At 66.6% G+C, this 18,303-nt stretch carries 15 protein-coding genes; 9 read left to right on the top strand and 6 right to left on the bottom strand.

Annotated features, from left to right (window positions below; genetic code table 11):
• Positions 1-53: 53 nt before the first annotated feature.
• Entirely contained in the window at positions 54-656 is a 603-nt protein-coding gene (locus tag ACHAA4_RS11525) for a signal peptidase I (protein ID WP_435774317.1), read from the bottom strand.
• 480 nt (positions 657-1,136) lie between these two features.
• Positions 1,137-1,670, bottom strand: a complete 534-nt coding sequence (locus ACHAA4_RS11520) for an alternate-type signal peptide domain-containing protein (RefSeq protein ID WP_435774316.1) — start codon at positions 1,668-1,670, stop codon at positions 1,137-1,139.
• A 287-nt stretch (positions 1,671-1,957) separates the two neighbouring features.
• On the opposite strand from ACHAA4_RS11520, the gene ACHAA4_RS11515 reads away from it, so the two are divergent.
• Positions 1,958-2,671 (top strand): helix-turn-helix domain-containing protein, encoded by a 714-nt coding sequence (locus tag ACHAA4_RS11515; protein ID WP_435774315.1) that lies wholly within the window; start codon positions 1,958-1,960, stop codon positions 2,669-2,671.
• Positions 2,672-2,803: 132 nt separating this feature from the next.
• Here ACHAA4_RS11515 and ACHAA4_RS11510 read toward each other — a convergent pair whose 3' ends face one another.
• Entirely contained in the window at positions 2,804-5,722 is a 2,919-nt protein-coding gene (locus tag ACHAA4_RS11510) for a helix-turn-helix transcriptional regulator (RefSeq protein ID WP_435774314.1), read from the bottom strand.
• 164 nt (positions 5,723-5,886) lie between these two features.
• A complete protein-coding gene (locus tag ACHAA4_RS11505) occupies positions 5,887-6,876 on the bottom strand; it encodes a stage II sporulation protein M (protein ID WP_435774313.1) in 990 nt (329 codons plus the stop codon).
• 88 nt (positions 6,877-6,964) lie between these two features.
• On the opposite strand from ACHAA4_RS11505, the gene ACHAA4_RS11500 reads away from it, so the two are divergent.
• Together ACHAA4_RS11500 and ACHAA4_RS11495 are read left to right on the top strand one after the other, a co-directional pair.
• Complete coding sequence (locus ACHAA4_RS11500; RefSeq protein ID WP_435774312.1) at positions 6,965-7,738, top strand: isocitrate lyase/PEP mutase family protein; 774 nt, start codon at positions 6,965-6,967, stop codon at positions 7,736-7,738.
• Positions 7,739-7,805: 67 nt separating this feature from the next.
• Positions 7,806-8,618, top strand: a complete 813-nt coding sequence (locus ACHAA4_RS11495; RefSeq protein WP_435774311.1) for an RDD family protein — start codon at positions 7,806-7,808, stop codon at positions 8,616-8,618.
• Here the strand turns inward: ACHAA4_RS11495 and ACHAA4_RS11490 are convergent.
• Positions 8,609-9,097 (bottom strand): DUF4188 domain-containing protein, encoded by a 489-nt coding sequence (locus tag ACHAA4_RS11490; protein WP_435774310.1) that lies wholly within the window; start codon positions 9,095-9,097, stop codon positions 8,609-8,611. The two genes, ACHAA4_RS11495 and ACHAA4_RS11490, sit on opposite strands and share 10 nt — an antisense overlap.
• 130 nt (positions 9,098-9,227) lie before the next feature.
• Here ACHAA4_RS11490 and ACHAA4_RS11485 point away from each other — a divergent pair, with 130 nt between their 5' ends.
• On the top strand, positions 9,228-10,658 hold the full coding sequence (locus tag ACHAA4_RS11485; protein WP_435774309.1) for an aminobutyraldehyde dehydrogenase: 1,431 nt from the start codon (positions 9,228-9,230) through the stop codon (positions 10,656-10,658).
• Here the strand turns inward: ACHAA4_RS11485 and ACHAA4_RS11480 are convergent.
• Positions 10,639-11,322 carry a TetR/AcrR family transcriptional regulator gene (locus tag ACHAA4_RS11480; protein ID WP_435774308.1) on the bottom strand — a complete coding sequence of 228 codons (684 nt, stop codon included), beginning with the start codon at positions 11,320-11,322 and terminating at the stop codon, positions 10,639-10,641. The genes ACHAA4_RS11485 and ACHAA4_RS11480 overlap by 20 nt on opposite strands.
• A gap of 194 nt (positions 11,323-11,516) precedes the next feature.
• On the opposite strand from ACHAA4_RS11480, the gene ACHAA4_RS11475 reads away from it, so the two are divergent.
• The 5 genes from ACHAA4_RS11475 to ACHAA4_RS11455 are packed head-to-tail and all read left to right on the top strand — an operon-like array spanning position 11,517 to position 18,262.
• Positions 11,517-12,959: a flavin monoamine oxidase family protein gene (locus ACHAA4_RS11475; protein WP_435774307.1), complete on the top strand. Its 1,443-nt coding sequence runs from the start codon at positions 11,517-11,519 to the stop codon at positions 12,957-12,959.
• A complete protein-coding gene (locus ACHAA4_RS11470; RefSeq protein WP_435774306.1) occupies positions 12,952-13,833 on the top strand; it encodes a universal stress protein in 882 nt (293 codons plus the stop codon). Before ACHAA4_RS11475 ends, ACHAA4_RS11470 begins: the two co-directional genes overlap by 8 nt.
• Before the next feature lie 14 nt (positions 13,834-13,847).
• On the top strand, positions 13,848-15,374 hold the full coding sequence (locus ACHAA4_RS11465; RefSeq protein WP_435774305.1) for an APC family permease: 1,527 nt from the start codon (positions 13,848-13,850) through the stop codon (positions 15,372-15,374).
• A 9-nt stretch (positions 15,375-15,383) separates the two neighbouring features.
• A complete protein-coding gene (locus ACHAA4_RS11460; protein WP_435774304.1) occupies positions 15,384-16,469 on the top strand; it encodes an agmatine deiminase family protein in 1,086 nt (361 codons plus the stop codon).
• A complete protein-coding gene (locus ACHAA4_RS11455; RefSeq protein ID WP_435774303.1) occupies positions 16,466-18,262 on the top strand; it encodes an amidase in 1,797 nt (598 codons plus the stop codon). Before ACHAA4_RS11460 ends, ACHAA4_RS11455 begins: the two co-directional genes overlap by 4 nt.
• The last annotated feature ends 41 nt before the right edge of the window (positions 18,263-18,303 follow it).

Here is an 18,303-nt window from a genome sequence, read left to right as displayed (position 1 = left end):
CGACTACGTTAAAGGGTCACATCGGAAGTGATCGATGCACGTGAGCGCAAGAGTCAGGACGGTGTTACACGGGAGGTAGACGTCTTGGAGCGTATTGCACTGGCCACTAGAAACAGCGAGTACGCGATCAGTACTCCACCAATGCCGGTGATGACCCAGGCTCTATCCGCAGTGGGTAGGGCCGAAGTGAGGTAGCCGACGAAAGGGACGCTGTAGATGACCTTGCCCATGATCTGGTCTTCCACAATCGGATCATCTGCGGCGCCTGAATTGTCACCTTGAAGCACATATGTGGAGCCAGCTTCGCCATAGCCGACCGAGATCACACGGTGCGTGATCAAGGTCCTGTTGCCCGACTCGGGCTGGTAGGTGATCACGTCCCCTATGCCCACTTCCGCAGGATCAACCGGCTGCGATACCACCAGCGTGCCGGGCGGCAATGAGGGCTCCATCGAGCTGGTCAGGACTGCCAGCGGGACGGCACCCAGAAGGCGCGGGATGACCAGAACTAGGAGCACGAGGAGGACTACAGTCGTGAGGAACGCCCAGGACACCAGAGTGAATGCCCGGCGCGCGGTAGACCGCTTCCTGAAGTTAGGCCTGCGATGCCTGGGCACATTCGTTGCCGACGAGGTCTGCGGTGCAATTCTGGGCATCATTCGTTCACCTCAGGTAAAGCTGACTCAGTGAGCTCATCGTTGGGCTCGCCGGTCGCACTCTCGGTCGGCGTTGCTGCCTCGATGGAGGTTGGTGCTTCGGCAGACGTGGGGGCCTCCTCAGCAGGGACTTCGCGGGACTGCTCGGGTTCAGCCGTGGCTTCCCCGGAGGACACGGGATCTCGCGTGGGCTCCGGGGAAGTTACGGCAGAACTGTCATCGCGGTCCGCAAAATCGGACTCGATGACCTCAGACGTGGGGGACGGGGTCTCTGATTCGCTTGGTGCTGGTCGCCCAGAATCTCGCGGCGTGAGATCCACCGAGAGCGTCACGCCGCCGAATGTCACCTGATCAGACCAGGCCGCCTGGGTAACGCCCGATGCCCCTAACAGGAGCGCCGAGACACATAAAATAGTTCCAGAAACCGGCTTCACAGTCCTCATCCCTCCACTAGCTCGTGCTGCGATCTAGCTCGATGGGCTACTGACCCAGTGATTCCTGCGTGAGGGTCACCTGACCGTTGGACAGGACGATCTGTCCGTTCTGGCCGACCGTGTCGCCGAGATCCGACACCTCAATGTCCACTGTCACCGAGACGGTCTGAGATTCATCTGAGCTACTGACTGTCGTGACAGGGGCGCCGTTGAGCGTGAACTCCGAGACCACGCTCACAGCGTCCCCCGACAGTTCACCCACGCTGGCATTGGCCATGCCTGTTGTATCAAGCACCGCAGTCAGGTTGTCACCTGAGGCGTTGACCGCGAAGTCGGCGGCGTACTGAAGGCGAGCACCTGGAATGGCCTCGTAGGCGGTGATGTCCGTGATCACCGCTGGTTCCGTCCCGCTAAGGTCGGTCCACTCGATGTTCGATGCTGGCGACAGGGTCAAGGTACCTGAACTAATCTCGGCATCAGGGACTGGCTCACTGTCGCTCCACAGGGCGAAGGTCGCGCCTCCGGCGAGGAGGCCAAGTCCAGCTACGCCGGCGATTGATGCCCGAGTAATTTTCTCCATGGTTTATTCCATTCTATTTGCACTCACCAAGGTCCTCACCGGACCGAACTCAAGCCCTTTTTGAGATTCACTCCTTGCCTCAACCAAGACTCCAGCGTCCCCAAATGACTGAAGCTACCAGCACCTGGATGGTTGACGCTGGTGGAATGTAGGGCTCGAAATGATTATAATTTGCGCACAGTAAAAAACGTCCCGACAATCGTCGGGTGTTAGTTAGTTAACATAAACACTTAGATGGACTAATATTTCAGTAAAGGCGACTCATAATCTATTTAAGATAGAGGTACATGAATCGGGAACGTGAACCCTACGCGATGGCAGAGCGCCTTCTCGGTCAAATGGACGACCGTGATCAAGCCGCGCGGACGCCGGTTCCGGAGCGACTCTCTCGATATGCGGCCGTTATGGTGTTCCGGGGCTGGAGCTTTGCACACCTCCGGGCGCGCATCGAGAGGGCTGCACCGGGGAGCCTGGTGACCCCATGGGCTGACGGGGCGGTGGTGCTCTCCGATGAAGTGACAGCCCTTCGACGGTTGGCGGAGAATGCACACGATCTTTGTCTCGGCCTGGACCACGTCTTGTCAGACCAGCCAATCGAGCAGTCCTGCATTCAAGCCACACAGGCCCTGGGGTTCACCCACTTTGGTTCCGCCGTCTCTCGCGCGATGTCATTCCGTGAGCTCGGCGGCCTCACGGTGTTGTACTCGTTCACGTCACAGGGGCTTCAGGACCTGCCGAGCATGGACGCCGTTCAAATGATCGGCAGCACCGATGGCGGCCGTGCAGACCTCGACGCGGTGGAAGCGCTCTGCCGGCTCGGGTCCTTGAGAAAAGCTGCGGTGGCGCTGCACATGCATCATTCATCCGTCGCGATTCGAATCAGGAGTGTCGAGGACGAGCTGGGTTACCGATTCACCGGAGCGATTCCACTCACGACCGCGTATGCGGCGATACTCGGAGCGCGGCTGCTGTCAGCTCGGAAGCCAGACTGCCCTGACTGACGATTCATCGTCGCGAAGCGGGCTTGCCTGTTCCTGATCCTCCACGCAGCGCATCACGGCGGTCCAAGACCAACCTCTCTCCGTGAACAGCGATCGACTCGATCTTTGGATCTGAGGCTGGCCGCGGATTAGTCATTGCCGCGAGGGGACCGACGTGGTCAGGCGGCGCCTGAGCGTCTTCCGGCTGTCCAGCTCCAGCTTCACCAAGATGTTGCGGACATGGGTCTCCACGGTCCGCACGGAGAGCACGAGATGTTCGGCGACCTCGCGGTTAGTGAGACCCCGGGCGACGTGTCTGGCGACCTCGCGCTCCCGGCGGGTGAGCACCTGCAGACCGGCATCAAAGTGACCCCCCGCGCCGTTCTCGCCGACCCCAGGACGCAGACCCTTCTGCAGGCGGAATCGGGTCTGGGTGCCATGTTCGGCAAGCGACTCCACTCCGCACCGGGTGAACACCACCTCGGCCCAGGCCAGCAGGTCCAGTGCGCGGGGCCGATGCTCCCCGAGCGCATCGAGGTGGGCCGCGCACAGGTCCGCGATATCGAGCGCCAGCAACGCCCGGTGCAGCCTGAAACTTCCGCGCTCGGCCTCTCCAGGAGATCTCTGGGGATGCGTGATGAGGTCCAACAGGTCGATCGCCGCAAGCAGACGCTCGATCCCCCGCCGCGGGTTGTCCGCGGTCAGACCGGTCAGGTAGGTCTCGGCATAGCGGCGTGAGGCCGGCGTCGCCGGAATGCTGATGTCTCGGATCGAGTGGATCAGATCGCGAGCCTCCTCGACACGGCCCTGTTGGCAGAGCAGCCGTCCCAGGAGAGTGACCTGCATCAGTCCAATCACGGCCCAGGGAGACTGCCGTTCCTTCAGTCCCAGCAACAGGTCCAAGGCCGATCCATTCTCCTCCCGCAGGATGCAGCCCCAGACCTCGACGAAGGCACCGATCGTGTCAGCCGCAGTGGGCTCGGGACCATGCTGGGCGTTCTTCACAACCTCGAGCAGCCGCTGGCCGCGCACCTGTCCTCGGGCCAGGGGCACCAGTGCGGCGAACGCGTAGCTGACGAGCGCATGGACGTCCTCACCGTTCTTCAGCCCCTCGGCTGCGACACCGGTGGCCAGCTGCTCGGCCTCATCCCAGCGTCCCGCGTAGAACAGCGAGAGTGCGAAATTCAATCGTGCGTAGGCCAGATAGTCGGTGGCCGGCTGCTGGACCAGGGTCTCGAGCATCCGGAATGACGACCGGGATTCTCCGGCGAGCCGCAATCGTCCAGCCAGCACGGACCGCACGGCGCTCGCTGCAAGTGCCGTCGTCGGTTCGGGAACCCGACGGTTCATCAGGTCTCGCAGCTCCGTGACGCTCTCGTCCGGTGCCCGGTCTCCGCGCGGCTTGGCCAGCAGATGCCACATCTCGATGATGATCATCAGCTGCCCCAGATAGTCGTCCTCCGCGGTCGCCTCCTTTGCGACAGCTTCGACGGCGTCCTGCGTTGCACCGGAGACCTGACGCTCAGCGCCGCGCCAGCCTTCGATCGCAGTGCAGGCGGAGACGAAGAACTCTGGACTGGGAACCCCGAGCCCATACGGGATGGCGAGCCGCCCGCACTCACTCACCGCATAGGCGAAGACCACGACGTCCTCGGTCCGGCTCTCAGGGCTGGGCGGGAACCGCTGCAACGAGGAGACTGCCTCGCCGGTGGATCCGGCGCGCAGGAATATCAGGGCGTTCCAAGCCGCCTTGAGGGTCCCCTCGGCCATGCTGCCGAAGGCCACGTCGAGACCATCGTTGATCACCTGCGGCAGCGCGCGGCGACGGACAGCCAGGCTGATCAGCGCACGCAGGCCGCCCTCCTGGGGCAGCGCGGTGGTGACCTGCTGGATCAGACTCTCGGCCTTCGCACCGAGCCCCTGCTGCTCCAGCTCGGAGGTGCGCTCGACGCCGAGTTCGCCGAGCATCACCAGGTACTCCTGATCCTCGCCGAGGCGAGCGGCGCTGAGCCGGAACGCGAAGCTCTCCGGACCGTCGTCGGACTCTGCCAGCGCCAGCAGAAGCCTGACCCGGTCCACAGGGGAGATGAGGTCACGAAGCCCGCTCTGCCAGCTGGAACTGCGCAGCCGGTAGTCCACACCGGAGAAATCGGTGCTGACCAGTTCCCGGGTTCTCAACTCCGCCAGATCACTCTCCTGCGCGCTGAGCGCACGCAGCAGGTACCCCGCGGACAGCGGCACCCCCGCCAGCGCCAGCAGTCCCAGCACGTCCCGCGCGTTCGTGGAGAGTTCCTCCATGCTGCGCTCGATGTGTTGGCGGTATCGGTTGGAGCCTTCCTGCATGGCGGACTGGACCCGCGCCACCACGTGCTGGATGCTGCGCCCGGGGAAGGACGCCGTGTGCTCGAGCCAGGTGGCGGCCTCATAGACCACCAGGGGCAACCCACCGGTGATGTGGTGGATCGCAGCGGCGGTGTGGTCGGAGATCGGCAGTCCGGTGGCGGCGCTGAGGTGCTGCCGAACCCCGTACTCAGTGAGGGTGGACATCACGATGTGGGAGGCCGCCGGGTTCGACTGAGCCAGCTGGACCAGACGTTTGAGATCTTTGCGCTCGGCGCGCTTCATGGTGATCAGTAACAGACCCGGGAAGGCGGTCAGGGGGCGGAGCCCCCGCATCAGGGCTTCGACCGACACCGGGTCGGCCCAGTGGAAATCCTCGACGACGACGACGAAGGGGCTCTGCTGGGAGGCAACGGCGGAACGGGCCGCCTCTACGAGCGCCTCGGGCGTCTGAGAATCAGGGTATGGCTCATCGCTGAACAGGATCCCTGACAGTGACGCCGGGGTCTCCTGGTCCTCCTCCAGCACCGTGGTGGAAAATGTCCGGAAGCCTTCGATCGAGTCCAAGAATTCCCTGACCAGAGTGGTCTTTCCGACCCCCTTCTCCCCCTCGATGACCACAAGCTGAGCGGACCCCTGACGTGCTCGCTCTGCGTGGCCCTGCAGAACTTGCATGTCAGCGGATCGACCGAGGAGTTCTCTGCGGGATATCCCAAAAACGCTGGCGCTCACAACTGGTGTCTCTCTGGGTAGGTGGCTTCAAGTGTGCTCAAGATTGTCATTCGCACTGCGTTCGACGCGGCGGGGTCAGCTCCGACTACTTAGTTATCTCAGTAGTCTGCGCGAGAAGGATGCGGAGACCTAGGGTCGAGGTCCTGCCCCGCACCAGGTGAAGTTCAGGCCGTCAGCTCCACCGTGCCGGCGTCGTACTTTCCGAGGTCGCCGGTGACTCCGGCACGGTATGCCCGACCCCCCAACACCAGGGTGTAGACCCAGTACGCGGCGAGCACGGCGGCGCCGATGCCGATCCTCAGCCAGTGCGGCAGATCCGAGGGCGTCACGAAGCCTTCCACCACCCCGGAGATCAGCAGCACCAGCACCAGCCCGAAGGCCACGGTGATGAGCTTGCGTCCTTCGGCGGCCAGCGCGGCGGAGCGTCGCATCTGCCCCGGAGCGACCCAGGCCCAGAAGATCCGCAGCCCGGCCGCGCCGGCGATGAAGATCGCGGTGATCTCCATCAGCCCGTGGGGCAGGATGTAGAGCCAGAAGGTGGAGGCCTCGCCCTGTTCAGCCATGACTCCGGCTGCCATGCCCAGGCCCTGGGCGTTGACGAAGAGCACGAAGGGCACGAAGACCCCGGTCACCCCGAAGGCCACCTCCTGCGCGGCGATCCACGCGTTGTTGGTCCATACCTGCGCGGCGAAGCTGGAGTTCGGGTGCTCCGAGTAGTAGTTGATGAACTCGGTCCCGGCGTAGCTCTGCCGGGCCTCCTCGGGCATGAGCAGATCGATCTGCGGATGGTTGATCGTCCAGAGCGCGAAGGCGATGGTGACCGCGATGAACGCCGCCCCCAGGATCACGGTGAGCCAACGGATCCGGTAGAACGCCACCGGCAGGGTCTGGGTGAAGAAATAGGCGCTGGAGACGAAGACGTTCTCCCCGGTCCCGGTCAGGTGCGCGCGGGCCCGACCCAGCGGCGCTGACAACGAGGCCACCACCGGGGAGTCCGGCTCGGCCGCGCGGATCATGGACAGGTGGGTGGAGGTGCGCTCGTAGAGCCGCAGCATCTCATCGGCCTCGCCGGCAGAGAGCCGACGCCGCGAGGCCAGCTTCGAGAGTCGGTCCCACTCGTGCTGATGCACGGCGATGAAGGCATCGATATCCACGCCATGAGACTACCGTCTCCTCAGGGCAGTATCACGGCACCTGCAGGACCGTCTTCCCTCAGGGTCTCGCATGTGCCACGATGCGAAGATGACTTCCACCGAACAGCACGCCACACGTCTCCTCGAGCTCCACCACCAGGCCACTCCGGTCATCCTGCCCACCGTCTGGGACGCCTGGTCGGCCGAGGCCTGCGCCTCCCTCGGGTTCTCCGCGCTGACCATCGGCAGCCATCCGGTGGCGGACTCGCTCGGTGAGGCCGACGGCGAGGCGATGGATCTGGCCGACGTCCTCGCCGTGGTGCGGCGCATCACCGACGTCGTCGAGATCCCGGTCTCGGTCGACCTGGAATCCGGATACGACACCCCCGCCGAGGAGCTGGTCCACCGCACCCTGGAGGCCGGTGCCGTCGGAATCAACATCGAGGACACGGTCCATTCGATGGACGAGATGCGCTCGGCCGAGGAGCATGCCGCCTACATCGCCGCGATCCGTGCCGCCGCGGATGCCACCGGCACACACCTGGTGATCAACGGCCGCACCGACGCCTTCACCACCGACGCAGACCCGGAGGCTCAGCTGAAGGACGCGCTGCACCGGCTGCGCCTGCTGGAGCAGGCCGGCGCCGATTCGCTGTACCCGGTGAAGGTCCCCTCCCGGGACTACCTCGAGCAGATCCTGGCCGCCGTGAAGACCCCGCTGAATGTGACCGCCCACCCGGTCAACGGCGCCGTCCCCGAGGGACTGAGCCTCGAGGAGCTCACGACGCTGGGCGTGAAGCGCGTGTCCTTCGGCCCGCTGCTGCAGCGCAGCCTCACCGAGGCCATGACCACGATCCTGCAGCCCTGGACTCCTCGGGCCTAGTGCTGGTCCGGGGCCTCGTCGCTGGCGGCGCCGCCCGAGCTCGCCCTCGTGACGCTAGGCTTGGCCCATGCGCAATGTGATCACCGGTGAAGGCGTCGAGCTGGAGCTTCCAGCCGCCTCGCTGATCACCCGTGCCGCCTCGCTGATCGTGGATCTGATCATCTCCTGGGCCGCGCTGGTGGCCTTCCTGATCCTCTCCGGCATGGCTGCCGGCGCCGGCGTCGTCGATCCGGCGCTGGAGGCCGCCGTCATGCTCGGCGGGGCCGTGCTGTGCCTGGTGATGCTGCCGATGACGGTGGAGACCCTGACCCGGGGCCGATCCGTGGGACGGCTGATCTTCGGCACCCGGGTGGTGCGCGACGACGGCGGCGCGATCCGGCTGCGCCATGCCGGAATCCGCGCGCTGGTCGGCTTCGGGGAGATCTACCTCAGCTTTGGGATCATCCCGCTCTTCGCCGGGATGTTCAGCCGGCGCACCAAACGCCTGGGTGACATGGTGGCCGGCACCTACGTGATCCGGGTCCGCCAGCCCGCCGTGAAGCCGATGATGCTGCCGGTGCCCGCGCAGCTGACCTCCTGGACCCAGATCGCAGACCTGGGCCGGATCCCCGACACGGTGGCCGCCCGTGCTTCGCGGTTCCTGCGAACGATCCAGGACTCGCCCCGCGGACACAACACCCAGGCCCTGGAGCACACCGCCAACCGGCTCGCCAATGAGATCGCCGGCCATGTCGCTCCCCCGGCCCCACCCTCCTCGGCCACCGAATTCCTGGTCGCGGTCATGGCCGAGCGGCGCAATCGCGAGTACCGGCGGCTGCGCATCCAGGCGGAGCGCCAGCAGCGGCTCGGCCAGCGGCTGCACCAGCTGCCCTACAGCTGAGCCGGGCGCAGCTGCTTGAGCCGGTCGCGCGCCCGCTCCTTCCCGCGTCCCACCGGGACCGAGGACGTGGCTTCACTGAGCCCCGTCACCGGGGTGTTCACATAGGCAGATTCGGCCTGCTCGACCACATAGGTCTCATGCCAGATGCCCACCGCCCCCGGGGTCTTCATCGCTCCCCGGTTGAACGCCGCCCAGGCGGGGCGGTGCAGCGCCTCTCGATCTGAGGCGTAGTCGAAGAGCTTCTCCGTGGAGGACCAGTACTGGACGCTGATCGGTCCTCCGGGGCCGATCCCCAGACGGTGGCCCAACAGCCCCGACTCCGGGTCCGCCGAGAGCTCCTCGAGCATCTTCGGCATCGCAGCGAAGACCGGCATCCACCGATCCACACGCCACGGCTTGTTGATCGTCATGCCGAGCACGAATACCACCAGCTCGCCCTCGTGCTGATGTGTCCGCTGCCCGTCCATCACCTTGCGCATCTGAGGCTCCTCTTCTCACCAGATTCAGCCCAGCAGTACACCCGAGACAGATTCTCCAACAGTGTTGCGCGGCACATCTACCCATCGTAAAATGAACCCTAATCATTATCTGAGTGTGGAGGAGATCTCTGTGAGCGCGCGGCTTGAGAACTACATCAACGGGTCCTTCGTCGCGGCCAGCGGATCGACGGACCTAGAGCTGATCAGCCCCGTCACCGGCAAGCGCGTGGCCCTCTCTCCGGTCTCCGACGCGGCCGACGTCGACGCCGCCTTCGCCGCGGCCAGCACCGCCTTCAGCACCTGGAAGTCGGCGACGCCCTCGGAGCGTCAGCGCTGTCTGCTCGCCCTGGCCGACAAGCTGGAACAGCACTCAGATGAGCTGGTCGAGGCCCAGCATCGCAACACCGGACAGCCGCGCCGGATCATCGCCGAGGAGGAGGTGGCCGCCGGCGCCGACCAGCTGCGCTTCTTCGCCGGGGCCGCACGGCTGCTCGAAGGCCGCGGTGCCGCGGAGTATCTGGAAGGGCACACCTCCTATGTGCGGCGCGAGCCGGTCGGCGTCGTCGCGCAGATCACCCCGTGGAACTTCCCGCTGATGATGGCCCTCTGGAAGATCGGGCCCGCCCTGGCCGCCGGCAACACCATCGTGCTCAAACCCTCAGAGACCACCCCCGAGTCCACCCTGGTCCTGGCCCGCCTGGCCGGGGAGGTGCTGCCCGCCGGCGTGTTCAACGTGGTGCTCGGCGACCGCAGCACCGGAGAGCTGCTCACCGAGCACGACACCCCTGCCATGGTGGCCATCACCGGTTCAGTGCGCGCAGGTCAGGCGGTCGCGACCTCCGCCGCGAAATCGGTCAAGCGTACCCATCTGGAGCTCGGCGGAAAGGCTCCTGCCGTGGTCTTCGCCGACGCGGACCTGCACAAGGCCGCCGAGCTGATCCTGACCTTCGGCACCTTCAACGCCGGTCAGGACTGCACCGCGGTGACCCGCGTGCTGGTCCAGGACAGCGTGCATGACGAGTTCGTCGAGCTGCTGGCCGCCCAGGCTGCGAAGCTGACCACCGGTGATCTCGACGACGCGCAGAACGACTATGGACCGCTGAACAACGTGCGCCACTTCGAGACCGTCCGCACCAAGCTGGAGAGCATCCCCGATCACGCCACGGTGATCACCGGCGGCGCGCCGCCAGCGGACGCCAAGGGATTCTTCGTGCAGCCCACCATCATCACCGGGGTTCGCCAGGAGGACCAGCTGGTCCAGGAGGAGACCTTCGCGCCCGTGCTCACGGTGCAGCCCTTCGCCACTGAGGAGGAGGCGATCACGCTGGCCAACGGCGTGGACTACGCGCTGGCCTCCAGCGTCTGGACGACGGATCAGGGACAGGCGATGCGGATGAGCCGCGATCTCGACTTCGGCTGCGTGTGGGTCAACACCCACCTGCTGCTGGTCGCCGAGATGCCGCACGGCGGCTTCAAGTCCTCCGGCTACGGCAAGGACCTCTCGCTCTACTCAGTCGAGGAATACACGCGGGTCAAGCACGTCATGCATGCCTTGGACTGAACGTCTCACCAGTCTCCACCCGTCGGAGAAGCCCATCGACGAGGACCTCCAGGGTCATCTCGAAGGCACGATCGGCGGAGGCGCGGGCATCGGCGGCGCGCAGCGCGGCGGCCTGGGCGAAGGTCGGCGCGATGTCCCCGAGGCTGCCCGGGTCGAAGATGTCCGCAGGGGCCGAGGCGTCGAAGGCCGCGCCGAAGACCAGCGCCTCGATCCCGGCGATGATGTCGACCGCGTCGCGGTCGTCGATCCCGGCGGAGTGCAGCGCGACGAAGACCCGCTCATACATCTCAAGAGACTTCGGGGCGTCGGCGATCGGCAGCACCGCGATCAGCGGAATCAGCTCGGTGTGCTCCACATAGGACTCACGATACGAGCGCGCCCAGGCGCTCAGCGCCTCGGGCCAGGGAAGCCGACCGAAGGCGCTGCAGTCGATCTCGGCGTTCAACCGGTCCTGGATCAGCACCAGGACGTCATGCTTGGAGGAGACGTGGTTGTACAGCGCTGACGCTGAGACGCCGAGCCTGCGCGCCAGTCCGGCCATGGTCAGATGGTCATACCCGCGTTCAGCCACCAGGGTCATGGCCCTCGCCGCGATCGCCTCACGCGAGAGCACCGGGGATGTGGGGCGGCCCCGCCCTCTGGATCGCGTCGTCTCCGCCGTCATTGTGCCTTTCCTCCGCTCCGCTCGCGTCGTCGGCGACACCGTCGACCCGGTGATATGTCCAGTCAGACCGTCGGCCGCGAGGACCCAGTCTATGGGCCCGGATTTGGCCCCGTGAAAATATCCAGGAGGTCTTGACAACTGTCCTGGACTACCCGTTAATGAATATAGTTAATTTACACGTGAAGAGGAACAGCATGGACGCTCAACGATCACTGGGCAGCAGCGAAGCGCGCGAGTGCGACGTCGTCGTCGTCGGCGCGGGACCGGCCGGCCTGATGGCCGCCCGGACGCTGCATGCCGCGGGACACTCCACCATCGTGTTGGAGGCGCGCGACCGCGTCGGTGGGCGCACCTGGTCCCAGGAGATCGACGGCGCCTTCCTGGAGATCGGTGGACAGTGGGTCTCCCCGGACCAGAGCGCACTCCTGGAGCTCCTCGATGAGCTGGGCATGGAGACCTTCACCCGCTACCGGGATGGCGCGAACGTCTACCTCGACCGCGAGGGCGTCCGCCATGAGTTCACTGGGGAGATGTTCCCCGCACCGGAGCAGACCGTGGCAGAGATGCGGCGGATCATCCGAATCATCGACGAGCTGGCCGCCTCCATCGGGCCCTCAGAGCCCTGGGCGCATCCGCAGGCCCGCGAGCTCGACACCGTGACCTTCAACGAGTGGCTGCGCAGCCAGACCGAGGACGTGGCAGCTCGGGAGAACATCGCGATCTTCCTCGCCGGGGGCATGCTCACCAAACCCGACCACGCCTTCTCCGCGCTGCAGGCGGTCCTGATGGCCACCTCCGCCGGGTCCTTCAGCAACCTGGTGGACGAGGACTTCATTCTGGACCGACGGGTGGTCGGCGGGATGCAGAGCGTCTCGGAGGCGATGGAGGCCCAACTGCCCGCAGACTCGGTGCAGCTCTCCACCCCGGTGCGCACCATCGCCTGGCACCGCGAGGGAGGCGCCACAGTCTTCTCCGACCGGCTCACCGTGCGGGCCCGCGAGGTCATCGTCGCGGTGCCGCCGAACCTCTACTCACGGATCAGCTTCGAGCCGCCGCTGCCCCGGCTCCAGCACCAGATGCACCAGCACCAGTCCATGGGCCAGGTGATCAAGGTCCACGCGGTCTATGGCCGACCGTTCTGGCGCGAGGCGGGCCTCTCGGGCACCGGCTTCGGTCCCAACGAGATCGTCCAGGAGGTCTACGACAACACCAACCACCAGGACCGCCGCGGCACCCTGGTCGGCTTCGTCTCAGATGAGGTCGCCGATGACATGTTCAGCCTCACCGCGGCGGAGCGGCGTGAGGCGATCCTCGGTTCACTGGCCGCCTATCTGGGCGAGAAGGCGCTGACCCCCGAGGTCTACTACGAGTCGGATTTCGGCGCCGAGGAGTGGACCCGCGGCGCCTATGCCGCGAGCTTCGACATCGGCGGACTCTCCCGCTACGGAGCGCATCAGCGCAGTGCGGTGGGTCCGCTGCACTGGGCCTGCTCCGACCTTGCGGCAGAGGGCTATCAGCACGTCGACGGAGCGCTGCGGCAGGGTCGCCGGGCCGCGTCCGACGTCGTGCACCGGCTGACGGAGCACACAGCACGCTCCGCAGAGCACACCGATCACGCGGAGGCGAGCTATGGCTGAACACAAGATCCATCGGGTGGCGGTGGGCTTCGGCGGTGATGAACGCAGCCACGACGCCCTGGCGCTGGGCATCGCGCTGGCCCGCGCCGCCGGGGCGCGGCTCGACCTGATTCTGATCATCCGCCAGGACTCGGCGTTCAAACAGGAGTATCCCCCGGTGGGCAGCGTCGTGGGGATCATCGCCGAACAGGCGCAGCAGTGGATCGCCGAGGCCGAGGAGGTCATCCCGGCCGAGATCCGGCACCACAGCCATATCCGCCCGGCAGGCTCGATCGCCGAGGGACTCGTCTCCGCGGTGCAGGAGCTGGACTCTGATGTGCTGGTCACCGGATCCGGCATCGGGTTCGGCCGGATCATGACCCACCCGGCGGTCACCGCGCTGCTGCACAGCTCACCCGTCCCGGTGGCGCTGGCCCCCTCCGGCTACCGGTCCAAGACCGTGATCACCGACGTGTTGGCCGCGATCTCCCCCGCTCACCCCGATCACCAGGTCAGCCGCTCCAGCGAATCCTGGTCCGCTCAGCTGGGTGCCTCGCTGACCTTCGTGACCTTCGAGGACAAGGAGTCCAGCCCGGCCCGGGACGACACCGGCAACGAGTCCAGCGTCGGGCCGGGGTCGAACCAGCCGAGCAGGCACATCTTCGCCACCGGACGCACGCTGCGCCACGCCGTGGACACAGTGGATTGGCCGCCGGGCGGACTGCTGCTCATCGGCTCCTCCCCGCTGGCCCGACGCCGGCACATCTTCCTGGGCATGACGGCGGCCCGGGTGCTCTCCCACCTGCCGATCCCCATGGTCCTGCTGCCCCGAAACCCTGAAGTCAGCAGCCCTGACCTCAGCAGCCCTGACACCAACGCCCCCACCACGCGCTGACCGAGGAGACGATGATGAGCGAACCACGCGGCGCAGGCGTCCAGACAGCTCAACAGCACGCCCACAGCAAGGGACTCAGCATCGGCAGCATCGGGGCGCTGGGCGCGGTGGTCATCGGAGTCTCCACGATCGCCCCGGCCTACACGCTCTCCGGGGCGCTGGGGCCCACCGCCTCCGCCGTGGGCGATCATCTGCCGGCGGTGCTCATCGTCGGGTTCATCCCGATGCTGCTGGTCGCGCTGGGCTACCGCCAGCTGAACCGGGCGATGCCCGACGCCGGCACCACCTTCACCTGGGCGTCGAAGTCCTTCGGCCCCTGGATCGGCTGGATGGGAAGCTGGGGGCTGCTCGCGGCCACGATCCTGGTGCTCTCCAATCTCGCCGGGATCGCGGTGGACTTCTTCTACCTCGCGATCAGCCAGATCACCGGGGTCGAGTCGATCGCCGAGCTGACCCGCAACGTCCCGGTCAACGTGATCACCTGTGTGATCTTTATGGCCGCTGCCGCCTACGTCTCCTACCGGGGCATGGAGACCACCAAGACCGTGCAGTACGTGCTGGTCTCCTTCCAGGTGCTGGTGCTGCTCTGGTTCGCCGTCGCGGCATTCCGCCAGGTCTCCGCCGGCTCGGCCTTCGACGCCACGGCCCTCAGCTGGGAATGGTTCAACCCCTTCGGCATCGAGTCCTTCTCCGCCTTCTCCGCCGGGATCGCGCTCTCGGTCTTCATCTACTGGGGATGGGACGTGGTGCTGACGATGAACGAGGAGTCCCGCGGCACCACCACCACACCCGGGAGGGCCGCGATCCTGACCATCCTGGTTGTCGTGAGCCTCTACACCGTGGTCACCCTCGGGGCACTGACCTTCGCGGGGGTCTCCGACGGCGCGTTCGGGCTGGGCAACCCCGACATCCAGGAGAACGTCTTCGCCGCGCTGGCCGGACCCGTGATGGGACCGATGGCGATCCTGATGTCGCTGGCGGTGCTCTCCTCCTCCGCCGCCTCGCTGCAGTCCACCATGATCTCCCCGGCCCGCACGATGCTGGCGATGGGCCACTATGGCGCGCTCGACAAGAAGTACTCCCAGGTCAGCCCGCGGTACCAGACGCCGGCCTACGCGACCGTGGTCGCAGTGGTCATCGCCTCGGTGTTCTACGTGGTGATGCGCATCATTTCGGAGAACGTCCTCTGGGACACCATCACCACGCTGGGCATGATGGTCTGCTTCTACTACGGGATCACCGCGCTGGCCTGCGTCTGGTACTTCCGCGGCGAGTCCACTGCCTCCGTCGGGGACTTCTTCAACAAGCTGCTCGCTCCCCTGGTCGGCGGGATCCTGCTGCTGATCTTCTTCTTCCAGACCATCTGGGACTCGATGGACCCCGACTACGGCTCCGGCTCGGAGATCGGCGGCGTCGGCCTGGTGTTCATCTTGGGAATGTTGGTCTTCACCCTCGGCATTGCGGCGATGTTCTGGCAATATCACAAGCGGCCGGAGTTCTTCCGCCGTCGCTTTGAGACCACCGAGTTCCCCACCACCTGACGGAGCCCTATGACCTCCTCACCCGACACGCTGCGGATGCCCCCGGAATGGGCGCCGCATGAACGGACCTGGATGGCGTTCCCCCCTGCCAACGACACCTTCGGCGAGCCGGGATCCGCCACCTTGGAGGCGGCTCGCGCGGCCTGGGCCCGGGTCGCCCGGGTGATCGCCGAGCACGAACCCGTCACCGTGGTCGTGGCGCCGGGAGACCTCCCTGTGGCCCAGGAACAGCTCGGCGACGCGATCACGCTGCTGTCGCTGCCGCTGGACGACGCCTGGATGCGCGATATCGGGCCGACCTTCGTGCACCGGGCCGATGGCGAGCTGGCTGCGGTGGACTGGATCTTCAACGGCTGGGGTGCGCAGAGCTGGGCCAGCTGGGCCCGGGATGAGCACATCGCCTCCGCGGTGACTGCGCAGACCCGCGCGGCGCGGGTCAGCAGCCCGTTGGTCAACGAGGGCGGGGCCATCCATGTCGATGGGCGCGGCACGGTGCTGCTGACCGAGACGGTCCAGCGCGACGTCTCTCGCAATCCCGACCTGTCCCATGCCGAGGTCGAGGCCGAGATCCACACAGCGCTGGGCACCACTCACGCCGTCTGGTTCCCACGCGGGCTGACAAGGGACTACGAGGAGTTCGGCACCCGCGGCCACGTGGACATGTTCGCCGCCTTCACCCCCTCCGGGAGCATCCTGCTGCACCGCCAGAACGATCCGTCCCATCCGGACCACGAGGTCACCCGCACCCTGCGCGCCTTCCTGGAGACGGCGCGCGACGCCGCCGGAGAACCCCTCCACATCATCGACGTCCCGGCCCCCGCCACCATTCTTCAGGACGGCGAGCACGTGGACTGGACCTACATCAACCACTACGTGGCCAACGGGGTGGTGGTGCTCTGCGCCTACGACGACCCCCACGACGACGACGCCGCCGCGATCCTCGCCCAGGCCTACCCCGACCGGCGCATCGAGCTCGTCGACGCTAGGGACATCCTGCGCTTCGGTGGGGGCATCCACTGCATCACGCAGCAGCAGCCCGCCCCGGTGAGCCACGCCGCACCGCTGGAGCAGCTCAGTGGGGACGGCGAGCGATGAGCGAGTCCTCCGCGAACGCCGGATCCCGGGGGGAGGGATCCCCGGACGGGGCGGGCTTCGACGTCGTCGAGGCCTCCATCGCGCAGCTGCGCGAGGCCCTGGAAGGCGGGAGGCTCACCAGCGAGCAGCTGGTGCAGGCCTATCTGGACCGGATCGAGGCCTATGACCGGCAGGACTCCGGGCACGGGCCCCGGCTCAACGCCCTGGTGGTGATGAACCCGCGGGCCTTGGAGGAGGCGCGGGCCTCCGATGCTCGACGAGCCTCCGGTGAGCCGCTGGGTTCGCTGGAAGGGATCCCGTATACCGCGAAGGACAGCTATAAGGCCGCCGGAATGACCGTGGCGGCCGGCTCTCCGGCCTTCGCGGAGCTGGTGGCGCAGCAGGATTCCTTCGTCGTGGAGCGGCTCCGCGGCGCGGGCGCGATCCTGCTCGGGCTCACGAACATGCCCCCGATGGCCAACGGCGGGATGCAGCGCGGGCTCTATGGCAGGGCCGAGAGTCCGTACAACTCCGCCTACCTGACCTCGGCCTTCGCCTCCGGCTCCTCCAACGGCTCCGGGACGGCGACGGCGGCCAGCTTCGCGAGCTTCGGGCTTGCCGAGGAGACCTGGTCCTCCGGTCGGGCACCGGCCTCGAACAACGCGCTCTGCGCCTACACCCCGTCCTGGGGCGTGATCTCGATGCGCGGAAACTGGCCGCTGGTGCCGACCATGGATGTCGTCGTGCCTCACACCCGCACCATGGCGGATCTGCTCGAGGTGCTGGAGGTGATCGTCGCCGATGATCCCCAGCCCCGCGGGGACTTCTGGCGTGTCCAGCCCTGGCACGCGCTGCCGCCGGCCTCGTCGCTGCGCCCGGCCCCCTATACCGGACTCGCGGTGGCTGACCGGGATGCGGCGCGCGACGTGCTGGCCGGGCTGAGCATCGGAGCTCCCCGGATGTACCTGGGGGAAGACCCCGAGGCCGGCACCGCCGCCGTGGAATCCGACGGGGTCACCGGCATCGGCGGTTCCACCGGACGGCCGGTGTTCCCGCGCGACTCGGTGCTGCACCTCTGGGAGTCCGCGGTCGAGAGCCTCACCGCGGCCGGGGCGAAGCTCACGCGCAGTGATCTGCCGGCGGTGTCGAACTACGAAGGTGACCGCCCCGGCGCACCGAACATCAAGACCCGCGGACTGGTCCCGGAGGAGTACCTGCGCCACGAGGTGGGGCTGCTCTCCGCCTGGGCCTGTGACGACTTTCTGGCGGCCAACGCCGACCCCGCGCTGCACAGCATGGTGCGAGTCGATGGCAGCCAGATCTTCCCGCCGCCGACCGGGGCGCTGCCGGACCGCTACGACGGTTTCGACGATGACATCGCGACCCTGCCGGAGCTGGTGCGCGCCCATGCCGACCTGCACCTGGAGACGATTCCGCTGATGCAGAACGGCATCGAAGGGCTGGTCCGCACCCGGGAGCTGGACTTCGACCAGTGGATGGATCGGCACGGGTTCGATGTCATCGCCTTCCCCGCGGTGGCCGACGTGGGACCGGCGGATGCTGACGTCTCTCCTGAATCAGCCGAGCTGGCCTGGCGCAACGGGGTGTGGGTCGCGAACGGGAATCTCGTCTGGCGCCACCTGGGCATCCCCACGGTCACCGTGCCGATGGGCACCATGGCCGACACCGGGATGCCCGTGGGGCTCACCTTCGCAGGGCGCGCCTACGACGACGCCCGACTGCTGCAGATCGCCGCGGCCTTCGAGGCCACCGGGCAGCGTCGCACCGAGCCGCCGCTGACGCCGCGGCTCTGAGTGCCACCGGCCCTCGACCGATGCGACGGACGTGGGGAACG

Origin of the sequence: Nesterenkonia maliinae, assembly GCF_051262655.1 — a bacterium.
Taxonomy (GTDB): Bacteria; Actinomycetota; Actinomycetes; order Actinomycetales; family Micrococcaceae; genus Nesterenkonia.
This window is presented reverse-complemented; position numbering and strand designations above follow the sequence as displayed.